20 protein-coding genes are annotated in these 25156 nt (G+C 66.1%); 5 read left to right on the top strand and 15 right to left on the bottom strand.

All coding sequences use genetic code 11. From position 1 onward, the window contains the following. Window positions 1-42: 42 nt before the first annotated feature. The 5 genes from AC3RCC_RS26365 to AC3RCC_RS26345 are packed head-to-tail and all read right to left on the bottom strand — an operon-like array spanning window position 43 to window position 5513. Window positions 43-1008, bottom strand: a complete 966-nt coding sequence (locus tag AC3RCC_RS26365; protein WP_492257109.1) for an ABC transporter ATP-binding protein — start codon at window positions 1006-1008, stop codon at window positions 43-45. Window positions 1009-1010: 2 nt separating this feature from the next. Continuing rightward, a complete protein-coding gene (locus AC3RCC_RS26360; protein ID WP_291640601.1) occupies window positions 1011-2000 on the bottom strand; it encodes an ABC transporter ATP-binding protein in 990 nt (329 codons plus the stop codon). Next, window positions 2000-2845, bottom strand: a complete 846-nt coding sequence (locus AC3RCC_RS26355) for an ABC transporter permease (RefSeq protein ID WP_492257108.1) — start codon at window positions 2843-2845, stop codon at window positions 2000-2002. The genes AC3RCC_RS26360 and AC3RCC_RS26355 overlap by 1 nt, the downstream gene beginning before the upstream one ends. Then, window positions 2838-3836 carry an ABC transporter permease gene (locus tag AC3RCC_RS26350; protein ID WP_291640588.1) on the bottom strand — a complete coding sequence of 333 codons (999 nt, stop codon included), beginning with the start codon at window positions 3834-3836 and terminating at the stop codon, window positions 2838-2840. The genes AC3RCC_RS26355 and AC3RCC_RS26350 overlap by 8 nt, the downstream gene beginning before the upstream one ends. A gap of 60 nt (window positions 3837-3896) precedes the next feature. After that, entirely contained in the window at window positions 3897-5513 is a 1617-nt protein-coding gene (locus AC3RCC_RS26345) for an ABC transporter substrate-binding protein (protein WP_492257107.1), read from the bottom strand. 320 nt (window positions 5514-5833) lie between these two features. Between AC3RCC_RS26345 and AC3RCC_RS26340 the strand changes: the two genes are divergently transcribed. Beyond that, complete coding sequence (locus tag AC3RCC_RS26340) at window positions 5834-6424, top strand: helix-turn-helix domain-containing protein (RefSeq protein ID WP_291640593.1); 591 nt, start codon at window positions 5834-5836, stop codon at window positions 6422-6424. A gap of 119 nt (window positions 6425-6543) precedes the next feature. On the opposite strand, the gene AC3RCC_RS26335 is transcribed toward AC3RCC_RS26340, so the two are convergent. Genes AC3RCC_RS26335 through AC3RCC_RS26305 form a run of 7 tightly spaced genes read right to left on the bottom strand, consistent with a single transcriptional unit; the run spans window position 6544 to window position 15582 of the window. After that, on the bottom strand, window positions 6544-7539 hold the full coding sequence (locus AC3RCC_RS26335; protein ID WP_492257106.1) for an FAD:protein FMN transferase: 996 nt from the start codon (window positions 7537-7539) through the stop codon (window positions 6544-6546). A 10-nt stretch (window positions 7540-7549) separates the two neighbouring features. Next, window positions 7550-8104, bottom strand: a complete 555-nt coding sequence (locus tag AC3RCC_RS26330) for a nitrous oxide reductase accessory protein NosL (RefSeq protein ID WP_291640597.1) — start codon at window positions 8102-8104, stop codon at window positions 7550-7552. Further along, window positions 8101-8931 carry an ABC transporter permease gene (locus AC3RCC_RS26325; protein WP_291644263.1) on the bottom strand — a complete coding sequence of 277 codons (831 nt, stop codon included), beginning with the start codon at window positions 8929-8931 and terminating at the stop codon, window positions 8101-8103. The genes AC3RCC_RS26330 and AC3RCC_RS26325 overlap by 4 nt, the downstream gene beginning before the upstream one ends. Beyond that, the gene (locus AC3RCC_RS26320) at window positions 8928-9848 is read right to left on the bottom strand and encodes an ABC transporter ATP-binding protein (protein ID WP_492257105.1); all 921 of its coding nucleotides are present in this window, start codon (window positions 9846-9848) and stop codon (window positions 8928-8930) included. The genes AC3RCC_RS26325 and AC3RCC_RS26320 overlap by 4 nt, the downstream gene beginning before the upstream one ends. Then, entirely contained in the window at window positions 9845-11218 is a 1374-nt protein-coding gene (locus tag AC3RCC_RS26315; protein ID WP_291635052.1) for a nitrous oxide reductase family maturation protein NosD, read from the bottom strand. Before AC3RCC_RS26315 ends, AC3RCC_RS26320 begins: the two co-directional genes overlap by 4 nt. A gap of 25 nt (window positions 11219-11243) precedes the next feature. After that, a complete protein-coding gene (gene nosZ, locus AC3RCC_RS26310) occupies window positions 11244-13196 on the bottom strand; it encodes a TAT-dependent nitrous-oxide reductase (RefSeq protein ID WP_291635056.1) in 1953 nt (650 codons plus the stop codon). A 19-nt stretch (window positions 13197-13215) separates the two neighbouring features. Next, on the bottom strand, window positions 13216-15582 hold the full coding sequence (locus tag AC3RCC_RS26305) for a 4Fe-4S binding protein (protein ID WP_492257104.1): 2367 nt from the start codon (window positions 15580-15582) through the stop codon (window positions 13216-13218). A 278-nt stretch (window positions 15583-15860) separates the two neighbouring features. Here AC3RCC_RS26305 and AC3RCC_RS26300 point away from each other — a divergent pair, with 278 nt between their 5' ends. The 4 genes from AC3RCC_RS26300 to AC3RCC_RS26285 all read left to right on the top strand — a co-directional run bounded on the left by AC3RCC_RS26300 (window position 15861) and on the right by AC3RCC_RS26285 (window position 21127). Continuing rightward, window positions 15861-16688: a ferritin family protein gene (locus AC3RCC_RS26300; RefSeq protein ID WP_492257103.1), complete on the top strand. Its 828-nt coding sequence runs from the start codon at window positions 15861-15863 to the stop codon at window positions 16686-16688. Between the two features lie 361 nt (window positions 16689-17049). Further along, the gene (locus AC3RCC_RS26295) at window positions 17050-18069 is read left to right on the top strand and encodes a D-cysteine desulfhydrase family protein (protein WP_492257102.1); all 1020 of its coding nucleotides are present in this window, start codon (window positions 17050-17052) and stop codon (window positions 18067-18069) included. A gap of 272 nt (window positions 18070-18341) precedes the next feature. Then, window positions 18342-19547: an ABC transporter substrate-binding protein gene (locus AC3RCC_RS26290; protein WP_492257101.1), complete on the top strand. Its 1206-nt coding sequence runs from the start codon at window positions 18342-18344 to the stop codon at window positions 19545-19547. A gap of 77 nt (window positions 19548-19624) precedes the next feature. Next, window positions 19625-21127 (top strand): aldehyde dehydrogenase, encoded by a 1503-nt coding sequence (locus tag AC3RCC_RS26285; RefSeq protein WP_492257100.1) that lies wholly within the window; start codon window positions 19625-19627, stop codon window positions 21125-21127. 43 nt (window positions 21128-21170) lie between these two features. On the opposite strand, the gene AC3RCC_RS26280 is transcribed toward AC3RCC_RS26285, so the two are convergent. The 3 genes from AC3RCC_RS26280 to AC3RCC_RS26270 form a co-directional block, all read right to left on the bottom strand. After that, the gene (locus AC3RCC_RS26280) at window positions 21171-21848 is read right to left on the bottom strand and encodes a helix-turn-helix domain-containing protein (protein ID WP_492257099.1); all 678 of its coding nucleotides are present in this window, start codon (window positions 21846-21848) and stop codon (window positions 21171-21173) included. Window positions 21849-21944: 96 nt separating this feature from the next. After that, a complete protein-coding gene (locus AC3RCC_RS26275; RefSeq protein WP_492258838.1) occupies window positions 21945-24122 on the bottom strand; it encodes a glycoside hydrolase in 2178 nt (725 codons plus the stop codon). A gap of 5 nt (window positions 24123-24127) precedes the next feature. Further along, entirely contained in the window at window positions 24128-25126 is a 999-nt protein-coding gene (locus AC3RCC_RS26270) for a glycosyltransferase family 2 protein (protein ID WP_492257098.1), read from the bottom strand. Between the last annotated feature and the right edge of the window lie 30 nt (window positions 25127-25156).

Below are 25156 nucleotides of genomic sequence, written 5' to 3'. Positions count from 1 at the left end.
GGATGGAAGGGCGTTTCTTCAAGCGGCAGCCGGGCGAGACGCTCAGTTCGCGCTTGAATGGAGATGGCAGGCCACCTGCCGGCCGCTCGTGCCTCCGGCGATTTCCGCCAGAACGGGCGGCACTTCACGGCATTTGGGCATGGCCATCGGACAGCGCGTGTGAAACCGGCAGCCCGATGGCGGCTTCATCGGGCTCGGGATTTCCCCGATCATCTCGATCCGCTTTCTGCGCGGGACGCTTGGCGGCAGCGGTTCGGCAATCGCGGAGAACAGCGCCTGCGTGTAGGGATGAAGCGGCTGCTGCCAGAGTTCCTTCTTGGGAGAAATCTCGACGATCTCACCGAGATACATGACGGCGATGCGGTCGGCGAGATAGCCGACGACCGACAAGTCGTGTGAGATGAAGAGATAGGCCGCGCCACTCAGATCCTGCAGGCGCCGCAGCAGGTTGATGATCTGAGCCTGGATCGAGACGTCCAAGGCCGAGACGGGCTCGTCGCAGACGACCAGACTCGGCTCCAGTGCGATGGCCCTGGCGATAGCGATCCGCTGACGTTGGCCGCCCGACAATTCGTGCGGATAGCGGTTGGCATGGTCGGCGTGCAGCCCGACATTCTCGATGAGATCGCCGACCTTTTTCGCCCGCTCGGCGGAACTGCCGATGCGATGCACGGAATAGGGCTCCGTAAGGATCTGTCCGATCGTGCGTCGTGGATTGAGCGAGGCGTACGGATCCTGGAAGACCATCTGGATGTCGCGCCGAACGGGTCTCATTTCGGCGCGCGAAAGATGGGCGATGTCGCGGCCCTTGAAGACGATCGCGCCTTCGTCGGGCTCGTGCAGGCGCATGATCGTGCGTCCCAAAGTGGACTTTCCGCAACCGGACTCGCCGACGAGCGCAAGTGTCTCGCCCGGCTTGACGGCAAAGCTGATGTTGTCCACCGCGCGAACGGTCCCGGATGGCGTCCGATGGTGCTTTACGAGTTTCTCGACCGACAGGAGCGACATCGTCAGGGTTCCGAATGGATGCAGGCGACGGCGTTGTGTCGGTCGCCTTGCTGTAACGGGGGCGCGGCGGCCAGGCAGGCGTCGCTGCGCCGGTCGCACCTCTGGTAGAAGGCGCAGCCCTGGCCGAGGCGGTCCATCGGCGGAACGGCGCCGGGAATCTCGGCGAGCGGCCGAACAATTCCGCTCAGAACGTCCTCGGGCCGGGGCACGCTGGCAAGCAGAGCCCGGCTATAGGGATGCTTGGGACCACGGAAGAAGCTCTCGGCATCCGCTTCCTCGACCTTGCGCCCGGCATACATGACCATGACGCGCTGGGCCCATTCGGCGACCACTCCCAGATCGTGCGTGATCAGGATCACGCCCATGCCGAGCTCGCTTTTGAGGCGGTCGATCAGCGCGAGGACCTGCGCCTGGATCGTCACGTCAAGCGCCGTCGTCGGCTCGTCCGCGATCAGAACCTTGGGGCGGCATGCGAGCGCGATCGCGATCACGATCCGCTGGCGCATTCCCCCGGAAAGATGGTGCGGATACTGGTCGAAGCGTGCTCTGGCCTCCGGTATGCCGACCAGATCCATCAGCTCCAGGCCACGACGATTTGCATCCGCGCGGCTGCAGTCGTCGTGCTCCAGGATGCTTTCGACGATCTGGCGCCCGACCGGCATGAGCGGGTTGAGGCTCGTCATCGGCTCCTGGAAGATCATCGAGACGTCCTTGCCGCGGACGCCTCTCATTTCGGCCTCCGAGAGCGCCAGCAGGTCGCGCCCGTCCAGCATCACCCGGCCGCCCCCGGACCGCGCGATCCGCGGTGGCAGGAGCCGCATGATCGAGTGCGCCAGCATGCTCTTGCCGCAGCCCGATTCTCCGACGACTGCGAGGGTCTCACCGGCCGCGACGGACAGATCGACTTCGTCGACGACCGGAAACCAGGCGCCGCGCGTCGACCGGAACTCGGTCCTGATGCGCTCGACGGAAAGCAGGTTCTCGGCGGCCATCAGCGCTTCTGCCTCGGGTTGAGTGCTTCGTTCAGGGCATCGCCGACCAGATTGATCGCCAGAACCGTCAAGAGGACGGCGAGACCCGGCAGCGTGACCATCCACCAGGCGGTCCTGATCGCGGCTCTTCCCGCGCCGATCATGAAGCCCCACGTCATGATGTTGGGGTCGCCGAGCCCCAGGAACGATAGGCCCGATTCGAACAGGATGGCGGTGGCCACCATCAGCGAGCCGGCGACGACGATCGTCGACAGGACGTTCGGCAGGATCTGGACGATCATGATCCGCAGATCACCCATCCCGAGCGCGAGGCAGGCGGAGGTGAACTCCCTGTTCTTGACCGCGATGACTTCGGCACGCACCAATCGGGCGAGCGGTGCCCAGGAGACGATGGCGATCGCGCCGATCACGTTGGGAAGCGTCGGCCCCAGGATCGCGACGATGACGATGGCGCCGATGAAGGTCGGGATCGTCTGAAAGAACTCGGTGATGCGCATCACGGCGGAGTCGATGCTCCCCCCGTAATATCCGGCCGTTCCGCCGATCACCGTGCCGAGCACGGTGATGAACAGTGTCGCCACGGCTCCGACGACGAGGGAGATGCGTGCTCCGTAGGCGATCCCCGCGGCGATATCCCGCCCGAGCATGTCGGTTCCCAGGGGGAACTCGTCGAAGGGAGGGCTGAAGGGCGCGCCGACCATTTCGAACGGGCCGTCCGGGTAAAGCCAGGGCGCGGCGATAGCGAGCACGACCACGCAGGACAGCAGGAACATGCCGCAGGCACCGCTGGGACTCCGCAGGACCCGCCCGAGAACGCCCAGGCCACGAAAAACTGTCTCAGCCATGAGCCCGCTTCCGCTTCAGTTCGATACGCGGGTCGACGATCGTGTAGATCACGTCGACGACGGCATTGGTGACGACGACCAGGATCGAGCTCAGGAAGAAAATGCCGAGCAGGAGATTCAGGTCGCGCGCGAACAGGGATTCGAACGCGAGCAATCCGAGCCCCGGCCAGCCGAACACGGACTCGATGATCACGGAGCCGCCCAGCATCGCCGAAACCTGCACTCCGGCCATGGTGAGGACCGGCAGGATGGCGTTTCGCAAGGCGTGGCGCACGACGATCTTGCGGTCACCCAGGCCCTTGGCGCGCGCCGTCTTGATGAAGTCGAGACCGAGCGTTTCGAGCATGGATGCCCGCATCAGGCGCGTGTAGAGCGCGATGTAGAAGCAGGACAGAGCCAGTGCCGGCAGGACGAGATGATGCAGCACGTCCAGCATCGCGCGAAGGCCTGTATAGTCGGCGCCGACGGTGATGATGCCGCTGGTCGGAAACCAGCCGAGATGAATCGAGAAGACGATGATGAACATCAGCCCGATCCAGAACAGCGGCGTCGCGTAGGAAACGACGGCGAACACCGTGATGATATGGCTGATGAGCGTCCGGTCGCGGATCGCCGCGACGGCTCCCAGCACGATCCCCAGCGAGACGGAAACGATCATCGCGGCGGTCATCAGCAAGGCGGTCGCGCCCAGACGCTCGAAGATGAGGCTGGAGACTTCCCGATTATGCCGGAACGAGTAGCCGAGATCGAACAGGGCGATGTTCTTCATATAGCTGAAGAACTGGACGTAAAGCGGCTGATCTAGGCCGAATTGCCGCCTGATCTGCTCCATATACTGCTCGCTCGCGGCACCGGCCTCGCCCGCGAGAACCTGGGCGGCATCACCCGGTGCGAGGCGGATGAGAAAGAAATTGACCACCACGATGGCCAGAATGATCGGCAGCCCCCGGATCAGGCGATCCAGGATGTACTTGCCCCGCGCAACCCACATTGACGGACCTCGAAAGCGGATCGGAGAGGCGTGGGCGACGCCCACGCCTCGGTTGCCGGCTCAGCGCTGGAGCCAGGTGTCGTAAAGACCGCCGCGGATGCCGAGCGGAGACGTGATCAGGTTCTGGACGCGCTTGTTCTGCACGGCCACCAAGTCCATCTCCATGATCCAGATCAGGGGGCTGTCGGCGACGAGCGTCTCCTGAAGCTTATGGAAGATCTGATTGCGCTTGGCAGTATCCGTCTCGGTCTGCGCAGCCTCCCAGAGCTTGTCGACTTCCGGATTGCTGTACTGCGCCGTGTTCCCGAAGGGCACTTTCGGATTGATCATCCGGGACCAGGTCTGGCGCTGCACGCCGAGCGTGGGGTCGGCCATGCCGATCGACCAGGTCGAGGTCATGTCGAAATCATACTCATTGTGAACCTGGCGAACGAAGGAGGGGTAGTCGCGGTTGCGAAGCTCGACCTCGATCCCGACCCGGCTCAGCGCCTGCTTGATGTATTCGCCCATGCGGCGCCAGTCCTCGCCGAACGGCGCCGGATCGTGGAAAATCTTGACGCGCACGCCGTTCTTGCCGCGCTTCAGGCCTGCCTCGTCGAGCAGCTTGTTGGCGACATCGAGCCGATCCTTGCCGTCGAAGCGCAGGATGCCCTGATCGGTGAATGCCCCCGCGCCCTTCAGCACGGATGAGATCGGCCCGGTGGCGGGCTTGCCGAAACCGTACCAGATGTTCTTGGTGATGAACTGCCGATCGAGGGCATATGCGACGGCCAGGCGTACGCGTTTGTCGTTGAAGGGGGCGCGCTGCGTATTGAGCTCCAGCATCATCGTCGGTGCGATGGCCTCGTAGCCGCCTTGGGCGATGCTCAGGCTCGGGAGTTTCTCCAGCCGCCGCATCTCGACCGGGTTGATCGTGCCGAAGGTCGCGACATCGATCTCGCCCCGCTCGACACCCGCCGCCCGCGTCGCGGAATCCGCGATGAAACGGAAGATGAGGCGGTCGAGATAGGGACGGCCCGGGCGCCAATACTTCTCGTTCCGGTCGAGCTGGATGTAATTGCCCTTCTCCCAGCGCGTGAATTTGAAGGGGCCGGTTCCGATCGGGTTGTTGACCGCCGGATTGTTCCGAAAATCAGTGCCTTCGTAGATGTGCCGCGGGACGATCGGCGCCTCGAGGCTGGAAAGCCCCATCATCAACGGCGGATAGGGATGCGCGAGATTGAAGACGGCGGTCCGGGCGTCCGGCGTGTCGATGGAGGTGACCGGGCCGAGATTGCCCTGTCCGCGAGGATGATGGGTCTTGACCACCTCCATCAGCGAAAACTGGACGTCGGCGCTGCTGAAGGGCTTGCCGTCATGCCAGACGACTCCCTCTCGCAGCTTGAAGGTCACCGTCTTGCCATCGGCACTGGTCGACCAGCTTTCAGCCAGCGACGGGATCGGCTTCAGGTTCATGTCATATTCGAGAAGGCCGTCGAATATCTTGGTGGCGAGCTCTGCCGTCGTCGGCGCCGAACTCAGCGCATTCGTGATCAGCGCCGGCTCCGGCGTCGTCGTGATCGTCAGCGTCCCGCCCGGCTGAGGATTGGCGATGGCCGAGAGCGGCGACAGCGCCGCGAGCGCCGTTCCAAACAGCAGAGCGCCGGCATGCCTGCGGGTGATCGAGAAATTCGCCATGGTGACCCCTCCTTTTTGTGGCGCGATGAGCGGTTGCCGCTCACGCCATAATTCTCATGCGCGTAAAATTCTTGAAGGGAATTTCACCCGTAAGTCGACTTTCAGAGCATCCAAACTCGCAAATCTTCCCGCGAAAACCGCCAAAATCAGCAGAAATCAACTCTGGATCGCGAATATCAAAGCCTGGACCGCTTCCAGATTCGTATCATGGTGATATAATTTGGCAAGCGCGCTTTGCGGTCCTCGCCATGAAATTTTAACTGGGCTATAAGCGCTATCGTATGCCAGCATCCTCTGCTTCCTCGCCGAACCGTAATTCAATGTCAGACGCCGACGACATCGACAGCGCCACGCTGGTCAGTTTGGGAGAGCGGATACGCAATCTGCGTGTCGAGCAGGGGCTTACCCTGGCGGCGCTTTCGGCGCGCAGTCAGATCTCGGTGGGAATGCTGAGCCATATCGAGCGCGGAAGGACTTCTCCTTCGCTGAAGCTGCTCGACAGGCTGCGCGTCGCTCTGGGGGTGCCGCTCGCGAGCTTTTTCGACGTGGATGCAGACCACGATCCGGAAAAAGGCACGGTAACCCGGCAAGGGCAGCGCTCGACGCTGCTGTTCGGTAAGACGGGTCTGACGAAGGAACTCCTTTCACCCCCCGGGCATTCGGAGATGGAGTTCTTCATGTTGTCGATCGCAGTGGGGGGCGGCTCCGGTCCGGACCCTTCGCGACGCAATGGCGAGAAGGCAGGCTACGTCGTCCAAGGCCGCATCGAGCTGCGCATTGCCGAGCAGCGCTACCTTCTCGGAGAAGGCGACGCTTTTCAATTTGACAGCCGGCAGCCGCATTCATTTCAGAATCTAGCCGACATCGAGACCAGGCTGATCTGGATCATCCGCTCAAGCGAAGCCGTTTAGGGAAGCGCCCCGGATTCGCCGGAGGCCGTTTCGTTCGAGCCATGCCGCGATGGCTTGCTCGACCTCTTCGTCGAGCGCTTCTGGAAATCGTCCAGGCGCGAGGAGGTCTACGTCTGTTCTCAGGCTCCGATAGCCTCCGTCCGTCCTGTCGCGTTTGTCAGATAGACGCGGCCGGCTCCGAGCGCCTGCGTCGCCCGGAGGACATCCTGTGCCGGCATGAGGCTGAAGGCCGTCGAAAGGGCGTCGGCCGCGGTCGCCGTCGGCATGGCCACGGTCACGGAACGATAGCGATCGGGCGACGCGCCGCTCTGCGGATCGAGCAGATGATGGAACCGACCGTCGCGGTCGAAGCGGAAACCATGAGCGGATGACGTTGCGACGGCTCCGTCGACGATGTCGAGCACCTGGGTGGTATGGGACGGTTCCATCGCATCGGCGATTCCGATCTGCCACGGCTTGCCGTCCGGGCGCCGGCCGAGTGCCCGGGGCTCGCCCATGTCGACCAGACTGCGGTCGACGCCGCCCCTACGAAGTAAGGCGACGACCCGATCGGTGATGTATCCTTGGGCGATGCCGTTCAAGGTGAGTGCCATGCGGCGGCGGCGGAACAGAATCCGATCCGGGCCGGCCATGACATGCTCGAAGCCGACCACGGCGAGCGCCCGGCTCAAGGCTGCGGCGGGGGGGCCTGATGGATCAGCATCGGGCCCGGCGAAATGGCGGCGATACAAGGTCCAGAGGGGCTGGACCGTCGGATCGAAGGCGCCGCCGGAGAGAGTCCAGTAGCGGCGGCAATCGCTGAGCAGCGTGACGAGCTCGGGCGGTGGCGCGACCATCATCCCGTCGCGGTTCAGCCTGACGAGCGCCGAATCGTCGCGATGCAGGCTGAAAATGCGCTCCAGCCGCGCCACCTCGACCAGCGCGGCGGCAATCAGCCGTTCCGCCTCGGCCCGGTCGGGATGGTGGATTTGCAGCGAGGCGACTGCACCCATGCACTGGCCGCGCCAGCCGACGAGATGACCTTCGGCGGCGGCGCGCGTGCCGACAGGCAGCAAGGCGAGCCCGCCTGCCGCGGCCGTAATGCCGATCAGGCGCCTGCGGGTTACGGTGGCCATGACGGGCTCCTCAATGCAGATGCGTGCCAGCGGCCGGCGGCGGCCCGTCCGGCGCAGCCGCGTCGCTGTCACTGCCGAGCACGGCGTCGCGCGGGATCGCGTCGAAGGAAAGGATGCTGCCCCCATGCCTGGCGACGAAGGCCTCGGCGGCGTCGCGTTGGGCGAAGGGCACCAGCTCGGCCGCCCCCATGCCGCCCTTCCTGCTGCTGCCGACGACGAAGAGCGCCTGTTTCGCATCGATCCAATTGGTGGCGCCAGGCTCTTCCCAGCTCGGTGCCTTGCCCATGTCGGAAACGTAGACGGCCTGGATGTCCTTGGCCTCCTCGGGCAGAAGGGTAAAGGACAGCGTGTCGCGAGCCGAGGAGAACCAGACCGGCTGCAGCCGGCTCGCCAGCAGGATCTGCCCCTTCGGTCCGGGATGTTCCAGCACGTTCATCCCGCAATAATGCCCCATGGCCTGCTGCGTCAGCGCCTGGGGTGGCGGCGGCGCGGCGGTCTTGGTCTTGTCGTCGCAACCGGCGGCCAGACCGGCGATCAGAACCGCTGACAGGGCGAACAGCCTCATAGCTCTCTCCTCGAGAAGGCGACGGCCGCCAGGCCGAGCGGCACCAGCGCCCAGGCGATGAGCGCGGCGAGCAGCAGCGAGGGGCCGAGCTGAGCCGATTGCGCGACGCCGGCCATGCCTGAGAAGGCGCTGACATTGGCGAAGCCGGTCAGGTTGAACAGGCGATAGATGTCGGCCGGGTTGAGCAGCAGCAGCGTGTTGAGCAGTCCACCGGACAGGACACGCCCCTGATCGACGACCAGGAAGCCGAGCAGCGCCATGTCGTAGATCAGCACGAAGAGGAGCCAGATGCCGATCGCGGCCCCGGCTGCGGCGCCGCGGCTGCCGACGAGTGCGCTGACCAGATAGCCGACCGCGATGAAGACCGCCCCGAGCAGGATCGAGGAGCCGATCATCGCAGCGAAGGCGGCCCAGCTTTCGGCATCGATGGTGGCGCCCGTCGCGACCAGCGCGCCGGCGGCGGCGCCATAGCCGAGCAGGGTTGCGAAGGCGAGGACCATGAGATGCCCGGCGAACTTGCCGAGCAGCACCTGCCAGCGGGCAATCGGATAGCTCAGAAGCAGAAGCATCGTGCCGCGCTCCATCTCGCCGACGATCGCATCATGCGAGATCAGCAGGGCGATCAGCGGGAGCAGGAAGATCGTCAGGCTCGAAAGGCTGACGATCACGACGTCGAGCGCTCGGACGCCGACATGGCCGGTCGGCGTGCTGCCGAGGAAGGTGAGCGAGAGCGCCAGTGCCGCCAGCAGCAAGGTTGTCGCCAGCACCCAGCGATTGCGCAGCGCCTCCTGAATCTCCTTGAGGGCGACGATCAGGACGTTTCTCATCGGGCCTGCTCCTGGGAGCGCAGGAAATGTGCGTAGAGCTCGTCGAGCGTCGGCGGCACGACTTCAAGGTCGTCAACCGGTGCTTCGGGGCCGGTGGCATGGCGCAATATGGCGATCTTGTCCGCGGGAGCGGCATCGATCTCGACACCGTGGCCGTTGATCCGCCGCCAGTTCGCGATGGGCGCCAGCCAGTTTTCCAGCGCGTCAGGCAGTTGCTCCGCGACGCGCAGGCGGATGCGCGTCGGCAACTGAGCGATCCGGCGCAGCTCGTCGAGGGTACCGTCGGCGACCTTCACGCCCCGGTTCATGATGATGACGCGGCCCGCCCGCTCCTCGAGTTCGGTCAGCGCGTGGGAGGACAGCAGGATGGTCGCACCATCGGCGCGCAGTTCCTCAACGATGTCGTAGAAGCTCTGGCGCAGCGCCGGATCGAGCCCGGTGGTCGGCTCGTCGAGCAGGAGCACGCGCGGGCGGCCGAGCAGCGCCTGGGCGAGGCCGAGGCGCTGGCGCATGCCCTTCGAATAGGTTCCGACCCGCCGGTCGACGGCATGGCCGAGGCCGACGCGCTCGATCAGCGCCAGCGCAAGCGCGATCGGCTGGCGCTTCAGGCGGGCATAGAAGGCGATGGTCTCCCGCCCGGTCAGGCCGGTGTTGAACGAAACGCTCTCCGGCAGATAGCCGAGATGCCTGCGGGCGGCGAAATCCCCGGCTGCAGGGTTCTCGCCAAGAACCTGGACGGTCCCTTCACTCGGGTGGATCAGGCCGAGCATCAGCTTCATCAGTGTGGTCTTGCCGGCGCCGTTATGGCCGACGAGCGCGACCGTTTCGCCGGGCGGCAGGGTGAAGGAGACATCCTTCACCGCCGCGACCGCGCCGAAGCGCTTCACGAGATTCCGGATGTCGACGGTGGCCGTCACGGGCGTCGTCCTTCTGCGAATGGAGGCCGGGGCGGCGGCGCCATCAGCGGATGGCTGTCGACGACACCGCCCGGAAGCAGTGCCGGGAACTGGGCCTGGGCCCAGCGGATCACCTGCACGGCCGGGGAATTGATCAGAAGCTTCGCCTGCGGGGCGGTCCAGAGCACCGTGTCGACGAGATCGTTCGGCCGATAGGCGCTGTCGGCGAGACCATCGCCATTCAGGTCGAAACCGGGATTGTCGCTCCAGTAATTGCCGCGCCCTCCGGTCGACCAGTCGAGATAGCGGCTCCCGACATATTTCACCTGGTTGCGGTTGCGGATGAAGGCGTTGTTGACGATCTCGTTGCGCTCGGAGCCGGCGGTGAAGTGGATGCCGATCTCGCAGCCTTCGAACCAGTTGTCGCGGAAACGGTTCTGGTTGGCGTTGTAGATGAAGACGCATTTCGTCGGCGCCGGGCGGGCACCGGTTCCGGTCGCGGCTTCGGGCTCCGTCGCCGGCAGGCCGTGCTCCTGCGTGTCCTTGCTGCGCATGCCGGCGCCGAGCCAGCGTTCGGCCGGCTGCAGGCGGCCGAGCACGGCGTTGCCCGTGATCCGCGACTGGTTGGCGTAGTTGAACAGGAAACCGTGGTCCCGGTCGCCGTCCGAGACGTTGCCGCGCACCGTCAGCCGGTGCGAGAACATGATGGCGAAGCCGACGGAATTGCCGAGCGAGCGGTTGTCCGAGATCTCGCTGTCGTTGGTGTACATGTAGTGGATCGCGAAACGCAGATCCCTGAAACGGTTGCCGCTGAAGACGTTGTTCTTGCTGGTGACGACGAAGATGCCGTCGCGCCCGTAACGGACGTCGTTGTCGAGCACCTTGGCGCCCGGCGCATTCCAGACCGAGATGCCGTTTCCGGCCTCGTTCACCCGTCCTTCGGCGATGCCGACGATCTCGTTGCGGCGCGCGATCGCATTCTCGGCGCCATGCAGATAGATGCCATAGAGATTGCCCTCGATCCGGTTGCCTTCGACCAGCGCGCCGCTCGCCGTCTTCTCAACGAAGACGCCGGCATCCATGCGCTCGGCATCGCGGCCGGAGCCGCGGATGGTGAGGCCGCGCACCGCGGCGCCGGGAGCCGAAACGGTTACGACGCTGCCCTGGCCGCTGCCGGCGAGAACAGCCCCTTCCTGCCCCAGGAGCGTGAGCCGGCGCGCCAGCCTGACCGGGCCGCGATGCTCGCCGGGAGCGAGCAGGACGACATCGCCCTCGGCCGCCCGGTCGATGACGGCCTGAAGCGGTTCACCGCCGGGCTCGACCGGAGCCGGCCCGGCCCGGGCCGGATGGACGAAGCTGGCGGCGGCAGCCGCCGCCAGCCAAAGGCTCATCGCTGTGCGATGCAGGGCCATCGTCTCAGGCGCCCTGCGGCTCGACCAGCATGCGCCCCTTCATCTCCATGTGCATGGCATGGCAGAACCAGGAGCAGTAGTACCAGTAGACGCCCGGCTTCGAGGCGACGAAGGTCACCGAGGCAGTGGCCTGCGGCGCAACCTCCATGTTGAGGCCGTAATTGGTGATGCAGAACCCGTGCGTCAGGTCCTCGACCTCGTCGATATTGGTGACGAAGACCGTGACCTCGTCGCCCTGCTTGACCGAGAATTCGTCCAGCCCGAAGGCCGGCGCCGCCGAGGTCATGTAGACGCGCACCTTGTTGCCGTCGCGAACGACCTTGGAGTCCTGCTCGAGATTGACGTCGTCGGCCTTCGCCTGCTTGACCGCATCGGCAAAGAACGGGTCGTCGCGCTTCCAGACATGCAGCGGGTTGATCTTGGAGCGGTGCACCAGGGTCGCGTCATGGGGCTCGGCGAAGCTCGGGCCGTCGTGCACGAGCACCATCCGGTCCCCGGAGATGTCGATCAGCTGATCGTTCTCGGGCTTGAGCGGGCCGACGTTGAGGAACCGGTCCTTGGAGAACTTATTCAGCGAGATCAGCCACTTGCCGTCGGCTTCCTTGGTCTGGCCCATGGTCGTGTGGTTGTGGCCGGGCTGGTAGTGCACGTCCAGCTTCTGGATGACCGGGTTGACCTTCTCGCCCTTGAAGGCCCGCTTGGCGAGGTCGATGTTCCACTTGACCACCTGGCTGTCGAGGAAGAGCGTGGTGTAGGCGTTGCCCTTGCCGTCATAGGCAGTGTGCAACGGGCCGAGGCCGAGCTCCGGCTCCGCCACCACGACGTCACGCGGCTTGATCTTGTCGTCGAACAGATCATCGAGCCGGCGCGCGTCGAATACGGTCACGGTCGGCGAGAGCTTGCCATTGGCGACGAAGTGGATGCCGTCAGGGGCGGTGTTGATGCCGTGCGGGCTGTTCGGCACCGGGATGTAGCGGGTGAATTTCGAGCCCGAGCGGCCGTCGAGCACCGGCACGCCGCCGATGGTCTCGAACTCGCCCTTCTTCACCGCCTCCTCGATGCGCTTGAGGTTGAAGACGATGACCCAGTCTTGCTCCTTCGCCATCATCTCGGCGAGCGTCACACCCTCTTCCGAATTGTAGCAGGTCGCCCAGGCGTATTTGCCCTGGTAGTCGCAGTCGACATTGTCGAGATTTCCGTCGACCTTGAGCTGCCAGGCGACCTTCATGGTGTCGCCGTCGACAGCGCTGAAGATCGATACGTATTTCTTCGGGTTGTTCAGGTCCCGCCCGTCATTCGGCACGGGTACGCGATCCTCGCCATTGCAGAAGACGTAGCCCGTCCGGGGGTATTTCTGCACGCGCAGGCCGTGCACCGTGTACTGGTTCGGCAGCTCGATGATTTTGTCGCACTTCATCACGTCGAGCCGGATACGGCAGACGCGGGTGTTCGCCTTGTCGTTGGCGAAGAGATAGCGCCCGTCATAGGTGCCGTCGGTGAAGGACGGGTGCGGGTGGTGCAGGTCGCCGTTGAGATAGGTGCCGCCCTTGTCCTTCAGGAACGCGCGGCTTTCGGGGGTGAGCCCCTCGGTCAGCACCCGCAGGCTCTCATTGGTCTGGCCCCAGCCGGTGGCGCTGTCGCGGTTGAAGACCGGGATGCGCATCAGTTCGCGCATCGAGGGGCAGCCGACGATGCGGACCTCGCCGGTCTGGCCGCTCGAGAAGAACACATAGTATTCGTCGAGTTCGCCCGGCTTGACCTCGTATTTGCTCGCAGTCGCGGGCCGGGCCGCGCCCTGCTGCGGCCGCGTCTGCGCTTCGGCCGTCGAAACCGCTCCCATGCGGGAGAGTCCGACTCCTCCGGCCGTGCCCGCCGCGCCGGCCACCGCGACCGCCGCCGTGGTCCCGAGCATGTCGCGCCGGTTCAGACCGCCCTTTTTCCTGTCTTCGGTCGACATCACAGTCTCCTTGCTTTGCTCATGCGGAGGGGTCGGCAGCACTGGCCGCATTCGGTTCGGCGACCGGGTTGCCCTTGTGGGTGAAGAGTGTCCTGGTCGGGCCGTTGCTCTGGGGCGCCCGCATCGAGGGCGAGCTCAGCGCCTCGCGCTTCTCGCGCTTCAGGCGGACCTGGATCATGTGCGGGCAGCGCTGGTCGTCGTGATAGAGTTCCTGGCAATGCATGCAGTAGATGCATTCATTGACGTTGATGTGCCCCTCGGGATGGATCGACTGCACCGGACATTCCTTGGCGCAGCGCTGGCAGGGCGAGCCGCATTCCGGCCAGCGCTTCAGCCATTCGAAGGTGCGTAGCCGTCCAGGGATCGCGAGTGCGGCACCAAGCGGGCAGAGATAGCGGCAGAAGAAGCGCTCGATGAACAAGCCGGCCGCCAGCAACGTCAGCGCATAGATCACGAAGGGCCAGTCGCGGACGAATTTCAGGATGATCGCGGTCTTGAACGGCTCGACCTCGGCAAAGGTCTCGGCCAGTGCGACCGAGTAGAGCGACAGGCCGAACAGGCTCAGGAAGATGATGTATTTGAGCGGCCACAACCGCTCATGCAGACCCCAGGGGATCTTGACCTGCGGGATTTTGAGCCATTGCGCGAGGTTGTTCAGAAGTTCCTGCAGTGCGCCGAACGGGCAGAGCCAGCCGCAGAACGGTCCCCGGCCCCAGAACAGCAGTCCGGCGGCGATCGCTGCCCAGAGGATGAAGATCAACGGCGCCGCCAGGAAGAATTCCCAGCTGAAATCGGTCATCAGCGAGTGGATGAAGGTCAGGACGTTGACGACCGAGAGCTGGGCATTGGCATACCAGCCGAGCCAGACCAGGCTGAAGAGCAGGTAGGCGCGGCGGATCCAGCCGAACAGCACGGGCCGGCTGACCAGCAGGTTCTGGAAGAAGAAGATGCCGGTGAGGACGAGCAGCGCAATGGCCGTGATCACCACCGCGACCGTGTTCATCCGCCAGATCGCCAGCCAGAGCGGCTCGTCGACGCCGCCGGCGCCCTGGGCCATATCGGTCGACGGCGCCGGCGATGCAGCAGCCGGCGTGGAAGCCTGCGGCGCTGGCGCGGGCGCTGATACTGGCACTGGCGCAGGCGCGCCGGCTGCCGCCATCGGAGCCGGGACCTGCTCGACGCGGAGATAGGCCTCCGGCAGTTGATAGGCGAGTTCGAAGGCGAGGAAGGCCTTTTCGCGGGCGCCGACACTGCGCTGCGCCAGCAATTGCAACTGCCAGGGCTCGGTCGGATCGAGCTTGAACTCGTCTGGCATGACGAAGAGCGCGATCTCGGGCAGTTCAGGTGCACCATCCGCGAGCAAGGCGCCGATGCGCATATGGTTGCGGTCGCGGAAGCGAACGCCCTGGCCGTCCTGCAGCAGCTCGATCCGGTCGAAGATGCCGCCGCGGACATAGCCGGAGCCCTTGAAGGAGTAGGCGCCTTCGCCGGCGACGATGATCGCCTGCTGACCGGGCTTGAGCCGGGCCTTCAGCCGCTCATAGGCTTCGGCTCCGAGCAGACTCCGGCCGATGACGGGCACACTGACGGGCGCGACATAGAGATCGATGAAACTGTCAGCCGGGTCGTCGGATTCCGCATTCTCGGCGGCCGCCCGATTGCCGGCCCGGAGGAAGGCTTCGTTGACTTCGCCGACCGAGAGCGAGAGCCGGCGGATTGAACCGTCGCCGAGCAGGCTCTGCCAGTCGCGGGCCTCGCCGCTGTCAGGAGCGAGCGTGCGCATCAGCGTGGCCGCGCTCGGCGCCGCGGCCACTGGCCCCCCTCCGGCGAGGCGGCCACTGCGGATCAGCTTCACCGCCGAGCGCACGACGCTGTCGCCCATCACCAGGACGGTCACTGTCGCACCGCTGACGATGTCGACCTGGGGCGGCCGCTCCTGGCCGGCGGCGACCGGCCTCATCTCCTTGCCGATCAGCGTGTTGACGGCCTCGACGATGCGGCGCTCCGGGATGCCGACCAGGACGATCGGCTCCTTGTGCTCGACGAGCTTGATACCGGTGACGACGCCGAGCGGGTCGATGCCGACCAGCATGTTGATCGGCTTGCCGGAATAGCCCGTCGCATTGGTGAAGTCGGAGTTCAGATAGACATAGCCGAGCAGCCGGTCTCCCTGATAGGCCGGCACGATCGCCGGTTCGCCTTGGGCCGGGCCGAAGCGATCGGCCGTCGCGAAGAACTCGGCCGGCTTCGCCTGCGGCAGGAATTCCTGAATGCGCCCTGCCGCGAGCGCCGCTTGAACGCTGAACAGCAGCCAGAGCGCCGCGCCGAGCCCGGCCAGAATGCGCGCGACCCGTCCGAAGCCGTGAGCTTGCGACCTGTCGGCCATGCAATGTGCGCGCTTTGACACCTGACACCGTCCGGTTTCGGAAATTCGCTGAGCGCGGCGGCCAGCAGGGGCAGGCGTTCTGGCTCAGCCTTCGACAGCAAGGGCCGGACCGATCCGAAACCGGAGATCGGCCCGAGGTCGTTATGGAGTTCCGGCCGGGGCGGCACTTTGATCCAACGCAAACAAACTTCATCTGAGATCGCCGATGCTGCGCAGACGGGTTGGCAGCGCTACAGGGGGAGCCCATGTCGCTCTTGAAAGCGGAGCCTTCGGCTCCGGTGACATCGCTTGCGGAGCTCTTCGCCATCGCCTTCGCCATGGAGCAGGAGGCGGAAAGCCGCTATGCCGCGATCGGCGCGCGGATGCGATCGGACGGAGAAATCGCGCTCGCGGAAGCCTTCGAGAAGCTCGCCGCTGATGAGCGCGGGCATCTGGACAGCGTCAGCGACTGGTCCCGGCTCGCTCATGGCCGGCCGCCCGACCCGGCCATGATCCGCTGGACGGCTCCCGAGACATTCGATGATGAGGGCGCCGCGACGGCCGATCCTCGCCTGCTCAGCGTCTATCGGACCCTATCGATGGCGGTACGGAACGAAGAACGTGCCTTCGCCTTCTGGAGCTATGTCGCGGCCCACGCCTCCTCCGCCGATATCCGGACCGCGGCGGAGGCCCTGGCGCATGAGGAGCTCGGCCACGTCGCGCTGCTGCGCCGGGAGCGGCGGAAGGCGTTTCATCGCGAGCGGCATCAAGCGCAGGGCGAGAGCGAAACGCCCCCCACCGCCGCGGCGCTCGAGCGGCGTCTGGCCGATGTGCTGGACGCGGCGGCGCAGAGCGCCGATCCGTCTCGCGACACCCTGCTGCGGTTCGCCGCCGAGGCCCGCCGTCAGGCCCAGCAACTCGAGGAGGGCGCGGTCGCCATTCCCATCGGGCCGGTCCCACCGAAACTCGACGCCCCGCTCGCCATCGCCGAGTTCCTGCTCGATCGCTATCTCGAGGCGGCCGACCGGGCTCGCGACGAGGCTGCGATGATGCTCGCCCAGGAGTTCGCGGCACGCGCCATCAATCGGCTGGCCTGGCTGAGGAGAGACCTGCCCGAACTTGGCTAGCCGAAGGCGGGGATCGCGCTGTCGCCGTGGGGCGCGCCATCCGCCTGCGGCTCGGCCCGAGCCTCCACCAACAATCAAACCGGACCTCTCGGCCGGCGCGTATCGCGCATATTGCGTCGCGCTTGGAACGCCTTTCGGGGAGATGGCGAGCGCCGTAGTACGCGTTCTCCGGCCAGCCGAAGCGCCTCGATCTCGAACTCGCCGCCAAATCCTCTGTGCTGCATACGCCCCTCGGGCTTCATGAAGCCTGGTCCGATGTCCGCGAAACCGGTGACAGGCCGGTGGGACGCTGTCTTTTTCCGCGGGGGCACTATGGTGAGACTGGGCATCGAGGCCCGCTTTCCAGGCAAGGATCGGTAGAATGACCAACCCCGCCACATCTTCCGGCCCGGCCAGGACCGGCCTCGCCATGCTCCCCACCCCTTTCGAGGAGATGCCGCGCCTGTCGCAGGCGCTCGGGCGGGGCGGTGCTGCGCCTTCGCTCTTCATCAAACGCGACGACTGCACGGGTTTCGCCGGCGGCGGCAACAAGGCCCGCAAGCTGGAATTCCTCGTCGCTGAAGCGCTGCAGCAGGGCGCCGATGTGCTGGTGACCATCGGCGCGCTGCAATCGAACCACGCCCGTCAGACCGCTGCGGCCGCGGCGCGGCACGGTCTCGGCTGCGTCCTCTTGCTGACCGACTCGGTGGCCAACCGTGGCGAAGCGTATCGGATGAACGGGAACCAGCTGCTCGACCGGATCTTCGGCGCGCAGATCCGTTTTCTCGCTGCGGGCGAGGACAGCACGGCGGCGGCCGCGGCGACGATGGCGGCATTGGCCGCGCAGGGGCGCAAACCCTATCTCATCCCGGTCGGAGGCTCTAACGGTCTCGGCAGCTTCGCCTGTCGCGAGGCGCTTCTGGAGCTTGCGGCGCAGGCCCGCGAGAAAGGCTGTTCCCTCGACCATATCGTCGTGCCGACCGGGAGCGGCGGCACTCATGCCGGCATCCTTGCCGGCGTCGCGGAGGCCGGGTTGCCCTGCCGCGTGCATGGTGTCAGCGTCTCGCGCTCTGCCGAGGAGGCGGGAGCCATCGTCGCTGGGCTGGTCCAGGAGATCTTCGCTCTCGAAGGCCGCGAGAGAGGTGCGGTGACGGGGCTCGAGGTCGACGATTCCCAGATCGGCTCGGGCTATGGCCAGCCGACTGCCGCCATGATCGAGGCTGTCGAGCTGGTTGCCCGCACCGAGGGGATTCTGCTCGATCCCGTCTATACCGGAAAGGCGATGGCCGGCCTGGTCGCGCTCGTCCGGAGCGGCGCCATCGCTCCGACGGAGACCATCGTCTTCTGGCACACCGGCGGCGCCCCCGGCCTCTTCGCCTATCCGGAGGTTTTCCAGGGATAGGCGGAGGCCTCGTCGCCATGGCGCGCCAAATCCCGACTGCCGATTCCGGACGTCCGGCACATGACGCATCCCGGCAGATTGCCGGGGCGGTCGGTCTCGCGGAGGTCCTGGCTGAAGCCCACGGCTATGGCCGCCATATTTTTCTTCTATAGTAGAATTTCTATGAGCGAGTGCTAGCATTCCCCTGCTTCCGGCCCGCCAGCCCGGGCCGGAAGCCAAGGCTACAAGGCCGGCCGATCGGCGACCGAAACGGTCCAGGGGAGGATTTCACCATGACCATGCCTGCGCTGCGCTCTTCGCTCCTGGCTGCGGCGATGATCGCCTGCACCTTGCCGGCGAGCGCCAATGACAAGCCGTTCCGCATCGGCGTCATCGACGACATGTCCGGCACCTTCTCGGACAATGGCGGCCCCGGCACCGCGCTGTCGGTTCGCATGGCCGTGGAGGATTTCGGCGGCTCGGTGCTGGGCCGGCCGATCGAGGTCGTGGTCGCCGATCACCAGAGCAAGCCCGATATCGGCTCGGCGCAGGCGCGCCAGTTCATCGATGAGCGCGGTGTCAGCGTCATTCTGCCCGGCGGCTCGAGCTCGGTCGGCCTCGCCGTGCAGGCGGTCGCGCGCGAGCGGCAGATCACCACCCTGGTCAGCGGCGGCTACGCCCCGAACTTCACCGGCAACCAGTGCTCGCCCTATGGCACGCAATGGGCGCCCTCGACGGCGGAACTCGCCAATGCGGTCGCCAAGGGAGTCGTCGACGAGGGCGGCAACAAATGGTTCTTCCTCACCGCCGACTATGTCTTCGGCCATAATCTCGCGGCCGATGCCGGCAAGGCGGTGAAGGCCGCCGGCGGCCAGGTGCTGGGCGAGGCCCGCCACCCGCTCGGAACGGCCGATCTGTCCTCACCGCTGCTGACCGCGCAGTCCTCCGGCGCGAACGTCGTCGGCCTCGCGAATGCCGGTCCGGACCTCGTGAATTCGCTGAAGCAGATGCGCGAATTCGGCGTCAAGGCGAAGCCTGCGACGATGCTGGTCTACGAGAACAACGTCGTCGCGCTCGGATTGCCGGCGGCGCAAGGGCTGAAGCTCTCCGCCCCGTTCTACTGGGACATCAACGAGGCGACGCGCGCCTGGGCCAAGCGTTACATGGCGCGCTTCGACAACAAGGTCCCGACCATGGGCCATGCGCTCGCCTATATTGCCACGACGCACTACCTCAAGGCGGTCAAGGCGCTGGGCAGCGACGACGCCAAGGGCATCGCCCGGACGATGCGCGAGCTTCCGATCACCGGCGACATGATCCAGAAGGCGCGCATCCAGGACAATGGCCGCGTCGTCATGGACATGCACCTGTTCGAGGTGAAGTCCCCGGCGGAATCGAAGAGCCCGGCCGATCTCTACAAGGTGCTGGCGACGCTGCCGAGCGAGGGCCTGTTCACCCCGGCCGAGCAGAGCGGCTGCCAGCATCTCTACAAGCCCTGATCCCCGCCCGCTCCGGCGCCGGCGTTTGCCGGCGTTCGGGGCCTGCCGGTCTCGCGACCAGACGGACAGCCAGCACGATGACTAGCACGACCGCACCGGCGCTCCCGCGCTTTCCCATGCATATCGACGGCAAGGATCATGAGGCCGTCGACGGCGGCTGGCTGGAGACCAAGAACCCCTATACCGGCAAGCCCTGGGCCCTGATCCCGCGCGCCAGCGCCGCCGACGTCGACCTCGCCGTCAGAGCCGCGCATGAAGCCTTCAGCAGCGGGCCCTGGTCGCGGATGAGCGCCAGCGATCGCGGCGTGCTGATGTTCCGCCTCGCCGATCTGATCGCCGCCAATGCCGAGCGCCTCGCCGATCTCGAGGTCCGCGACAATGGCAAGCTGCGCGTCGAGATGCTCGGCCAGATGCGCTATCTGCCGCGCTGGTTCCAGTATTATGGCGGGCTCGCCGACAAGATCGAGGGCCATGTCACGCCGATCGACAAGGCCAACATGTTCCACTACGTCGCCTATGAGCCGCTCGGCGTCGTCGGCGCGATCACGCCCTGGAACTCGCCGCTGCTGCTCACGGTCTGGAAGCTCGCCCCGGCGCTGGCGGCCGGCAACACCGTCGTGGTCAAGCCCTCGGAATTCGCCTCGGTCTCGATGCTGGAGCTGGCGAAGCTGTTCACGCAAGCCGGCCTCCCGCCCGGCGTGGTGAACGTCGTCACGGGCCTGGGGCAGGAGGCCGGCGAGCCGCTCGTCGAGCATCCGCTGGTGGCGCGCATCGCCTTCACCGGCGGCAATGCTGGCGGGCGCAGGATCTACGAGGCCGCCGCGCGCCAGTTCAAGCGGGTTTCGCTCGAGCTCGGCGGCAAGTCGCCCAACATCGTCTTCGCCGACGCCGATATCGACGCGGCGGTGAAGGGCGTGATCTCCGGCATCTTCGCCGCCGGCGGCCAGACCTGCATGGCCGGCTCGCGGCTCCTGCTGCAGGCCTCGATCCATGATCGCTTCCTGGACAGGCTGGTCGAAAGAATGCGCGAGGCGCGCCTCGGCGATCCAAACGATCCCGAAACCGATATCGGTCCGGTCGCGACCGAGCAGCAGCTCGCCAAGGTGCTCGACTATATTGAGATCGCCCGCCGCGACGGTGCGCGCTGCGTCCTCGGCGGAGAGCGCAGCACGCGTCCCGGCTGCACGCAGGGCTGGTTCGTAGAGCCGACCATCTTCGCTGGCGTCACCAATGCGATGCGCATCGCCCGCGAAGAGGTCTTCGGGCCGCTGCTCAGCGTGCTCAGCTTCGAGACGGAGGAGGAGGCGATCGCTCTCGCCAACGACACGCCCTTCGGGCTTGCGGCTGGAGTCTGGACCACCGATCTCGGCCGCGCCATGACCCTGCCGAAGAAGCTCAAGGCGGGCACGGTCTGGGTCAACGCCTATCGCGTGGTCAGCTATCTCGCGCCGTTCGGCGGCTTCAAGGAATCCGGGATCGGGCGCGAGAACGGCCAGGCCGCGATCATGGAATATCTCGAGCCGAAGAGCGTCTTCATCAACGCCAGGCCCGCGATCTCGAATCCGTTCACCCTGCAATAGCCGGCAGGCCTGCCCGCCGCGGCGTGAGCTGGCAGAGCGCCGGTCAAGGGCGGCGGACGATCACGCAGTAATAGCTGCAGCGCTCGTCCGTCTCGTTGACGAAGCGATAGGGCTCGCGGATCTGGAAATAGAAGCTGTCGCCGGCGGCGAGCCGGTGGACCGTCGCGCCGATCTCGACCGAGAGCCGACCCTCCTGGATGATCAGGTGCTTCTCGACGCTGCCCTCATAAGTCGGCAGCCAGCCCGAGGACATGCCGGGCGGAATGACGTGGAGCAAGAGCTCGACCCCGCTTTCGGGATGGGCCGGGGAGAGCACATGCCGCTCGAAGCCGGTCTCGCTGTCGCGAAAGCTCAGCCGCTGATCGACGCGCCGCGTCGCGACCGGAGCGGCGTCGCTCTCCGCGCCCATCAGCCCGGATAGCGAGGTGCCGAGCCCGCGCGCGATCCGGGTGACCACGGCGAGGGTCGGGTTCTTCTCGCCGCGCTCGACCTTGGACAGCATGGCCCGGCTGACCCCGGAGCGTTCGGCGAGACCGTCCAGTGTCAGCGCCGCCGCCTTGCGCAGCCGCCTTACGCGGGGGCCGAGTTCGAGAACGGGGCCCGGCTTGTCGTCGGCGCGGCGACCATCCGCCGACTGGGCTTCGTCCGGTCGATCGGAGGCGCTGCCGGACGCCGCGCCCGGCCGGTCGAACCGGGGGGACTCAGGCCTGTTCAGCCGCATCGATCATGCTCTTCGTCGGTTCTCTCTTCGCTGCCGGCCGGTTTATCGCATGCATTGCACCGGCGATAAACGATCATGCGCTCCGGCCGGCCGCCTTCAGGGGCCGCTCCCCTTGAGCTCGAGCAGGAAATAGGTGGTCGGGCCACTGGGCAGGTCGTTGCTGAGCCGGAAGGCGACGGGACCGCTGCTGCTGATGGCCGGCGGCTTCACGCTGCCGTCGAGGCCGATCGGCGAGAGCTGCCATTGCCGGGCGCTCCGGTCGAGCCTGATGTCGACATGCCCTTTGCGGATTCGGACGGGCAGCCTGCCGAAATCCTCGATCACCTTCTGCTCCCTGTCGCGGAAGACCATGTCGGTGTTGCGGGCGTCGGTGGCGAAGATCAGCAGGAAGCGGCTGCCCTTGGCCAGCGATGCCGGCTTGTCGAGCGAGGAGATCGCGATCAGCCCGTCTCCCTCCGAGCCGTCGATGCTAAGACTCTTGAGCTTGACCGGCAGGCTCGCCGAGGCGAAGGCGACGGCCTCCGTCGCCGGCGTCGTCAGGCGCAATTGCCGGTCGCGGCGGTTCAGAAGGAGCTCGCCCGTATCGCTCTGGAAGAGGCCGGCGGCGAGCTTCGTCGCATTCTCGGCCGGGAGAAGGCGGCTCGCCCGCAGCTTCTCGACGATCGCCTCGGGCCGGTTGGCGCCGCGCGGCTGGAGGACGGCGATCCGGTCGCCGATCCGGTCGGCAGCCTCGAGTCCGATCCTGCCGAGCAAGGCGAGTTCCGTCAAATTCTCGGGCTCGCGGGCCTGCATGTCCGGGCCAAGATCGGCCTCGCCACGGACCGCAAACGGAATGGCGAGCCGCGAGGCCGCGACGTCGCCGCGCCTGAACAGCAGGGCGGCGAGCGTTTCCCCGGCGCGCGCGACCGGGTCGAGCGCGATCGCATAGGGCAGCATGGCCCGCTTGTGCGGATAGGGTTCGCCATAGGACAGCGCGATCGGGCCGTGCGCGTGTCGGCAGAGCGCGTCCCAGCCCTGCAGCGCGGCGTAGGCCGGGAACACCAGCCCGCCTTCATAGCGGTAGCGGTTCCAGAACAGGTGGTCGTATTCGCTGATGACGAAGGGCTTGCCGAGCCAGCGCGCCGCAGCGGCCATGCGCATGGAGTTTGCGGCATCGCCGAGGGAGCTTTGCTGGAGGAGCTTGCTGCCGGGGGCATAGCCGCTCGCCCAGTCGTGATAGGTGTTCATCGTCACGACATCGAGCCCGCGCCGGCTGAGCGCGGCCTGCACAGTCGGCCAGTTATTGTAGGTGCTGATCAGCCCCTTGTAGCCGAAGCCGCGCAGCGCCTCGCTCATCTTCGCTGCCGAGGCGGTCTCGATCTCGGTGAAGAAGGCCTGGAGATCGCGCAGGCGCGGACTGTCGGCATAGCGGTCCGCCGGCAGCCGGATCGAGCCGTTTTCCAGCTTCTCGGTCCAGCCGAGGCCGCCCCAGGCCTTGGCGAGCGCCGCGCTGGAGGGGTAGTGCCGCGCCAGCCAGGCGTTGAACGGTGCCGCGAACATCGGGTCATAGGGCGCCTTGCCACGCCGATCGTGGACGACGCTCTCGAATTCGAGATTGTTCTCGTTGACGAGGATCACCAGCGCCAGGGCATCGTCATGGATCGGCGCGACCCCGGTATAGGGATTGACGCGGGTGAAGAATTTTTCGGTGAACTGCTTCCAGTGCGCAAAGGCGCCGTCGTCGAGATGCAAGGCGAGCTTGAGCGTGCCGCCCGGGTCCCAGCGATCGTCATGGCCGCCATAGGCCCCGCGCCAGGAGGAGAGCCCGTCGATCATCCAGTAGATGCCGTTCCGCTTCAGCGCGGCCAGGAAATAGTGGATGCGATCGAGCGTCTCCGGGTCGAAGTCGAAATCGGTCTTCCGGCCGAACATCAGGCTGCCGTCGACGAAATGCAGGCGTGCCAGATTGTAGCCGTGCAAGGCCAGTTGCCTGGCATAGCGGTCGGCATTGGCGCGGTCGGGGAAGCCGCCGGAGGCCGGGCTCCAGGCCAGCGAGGCGCAGGACAGGCGCGCCGGTTCATCCGGCGCGCTGGCATAGGCCAGCCGCCCATTGGCGTTGGCGATCAGGCGCCGGTTCGGCTCGATCTTCGCGTTCGGCAGGATGGCGGAGAAATCCAGCGGGCTACCGGGGCGTAGCTCCAGCGAAATCTCGCGGACGGGCAGCCATTCTTCGGCCTGCACGCGCGCCCCCGTCCAGCCGAGCGCAGCCGAGAGCGCCAGTGCAAGCCGCAGCAGCCGTGTCATCGATCGCTCCCGATGACGCGGCTTTCGATCGGAGCATCTGGTTCCAGGCGCTGGCGCAGGAAGCCGGCGGGCAGTGCTGCCGCGTGGAAGAACCAGGCGACGACGGTGTAGAGCCCCATGCCCAGCCCGCCCTTGCGCCAGCTCATCAGCGCCACGATGCCGGCGAGCAGGGCGAGGACCAGCCCGAGAGCGAGCCCCTTCTGCGGCAGCAACAGCAGGAGCCCGATCGAGAGCGCCCACCAGAGATACACCGCCCCCCAAAGCCGAAGCTCCGGCAGTTCACGCAGGAGCTGGAAGAAATACGGCCTCCCGAGCGAGGCGCGCAGCAATTCGCCGATGCCGTGGAGATATTTGTTCCGCCAGCGCCGCATCAGCAGCTTGTAGGAATTCAGCGTATGCCCGAAATGCTGGACGAAGCGCCGGTCCAGCCGGTGGAGTTGCCAGCCGGCATCGCGCAGGCGGATGCCGAGGTCGAATTCCTCATAGCCGTGCAGGTTGCGGTCCGACAGATAGCCGGCTTGCTCGATCGCGCTGCGACGGTAGAGGCCGCCGCCATTCATCCGGTCGAGCGGCCCGATCCGGTTCTCGGGGGCGTTGCGCTGCACCCTTCTTGCATATTCGAGATTGGCGGTCTGCATCTCCTCGACATGGCCGGTGACGCCGGCGACCCCAGGGTTCTTCTCGAGAAAGCGGATCGCTTCGTCGAGGAAACCGGGATCGAGCAGCATGTCGCCGTCGAGCAGGCAGAGATAGTCGCCGCGCGAATGCTGGAAGCCGAGCTGCGGCCCGATCCCGCAGCTCGGGCGGGCCGGCGGCACAATCTGGGCGATCACGACGGGATAGTGCGAGGCGATCTCGATGGTGCGATCCGACGAGCCGCTATCGGCGATCACGACCTCGCCCGGCACGTCGCCGAGCGCGGTCAACGCGCTCTCGATGGTCGCGGCGATGCGCTTTTCCTCGTTCAGCGTCTTGATGATGATCGAAACGGCCAAGCGGGCCTCCAGTGTCGCTGCCATCGGTGC

It is taken from the genome of Allobosea sp. GW823-FHT01F03 (assembly GCF_058798075.1).
This window is presented reverse-complemented; position numbering and strand designations above follow the sequence as displayed.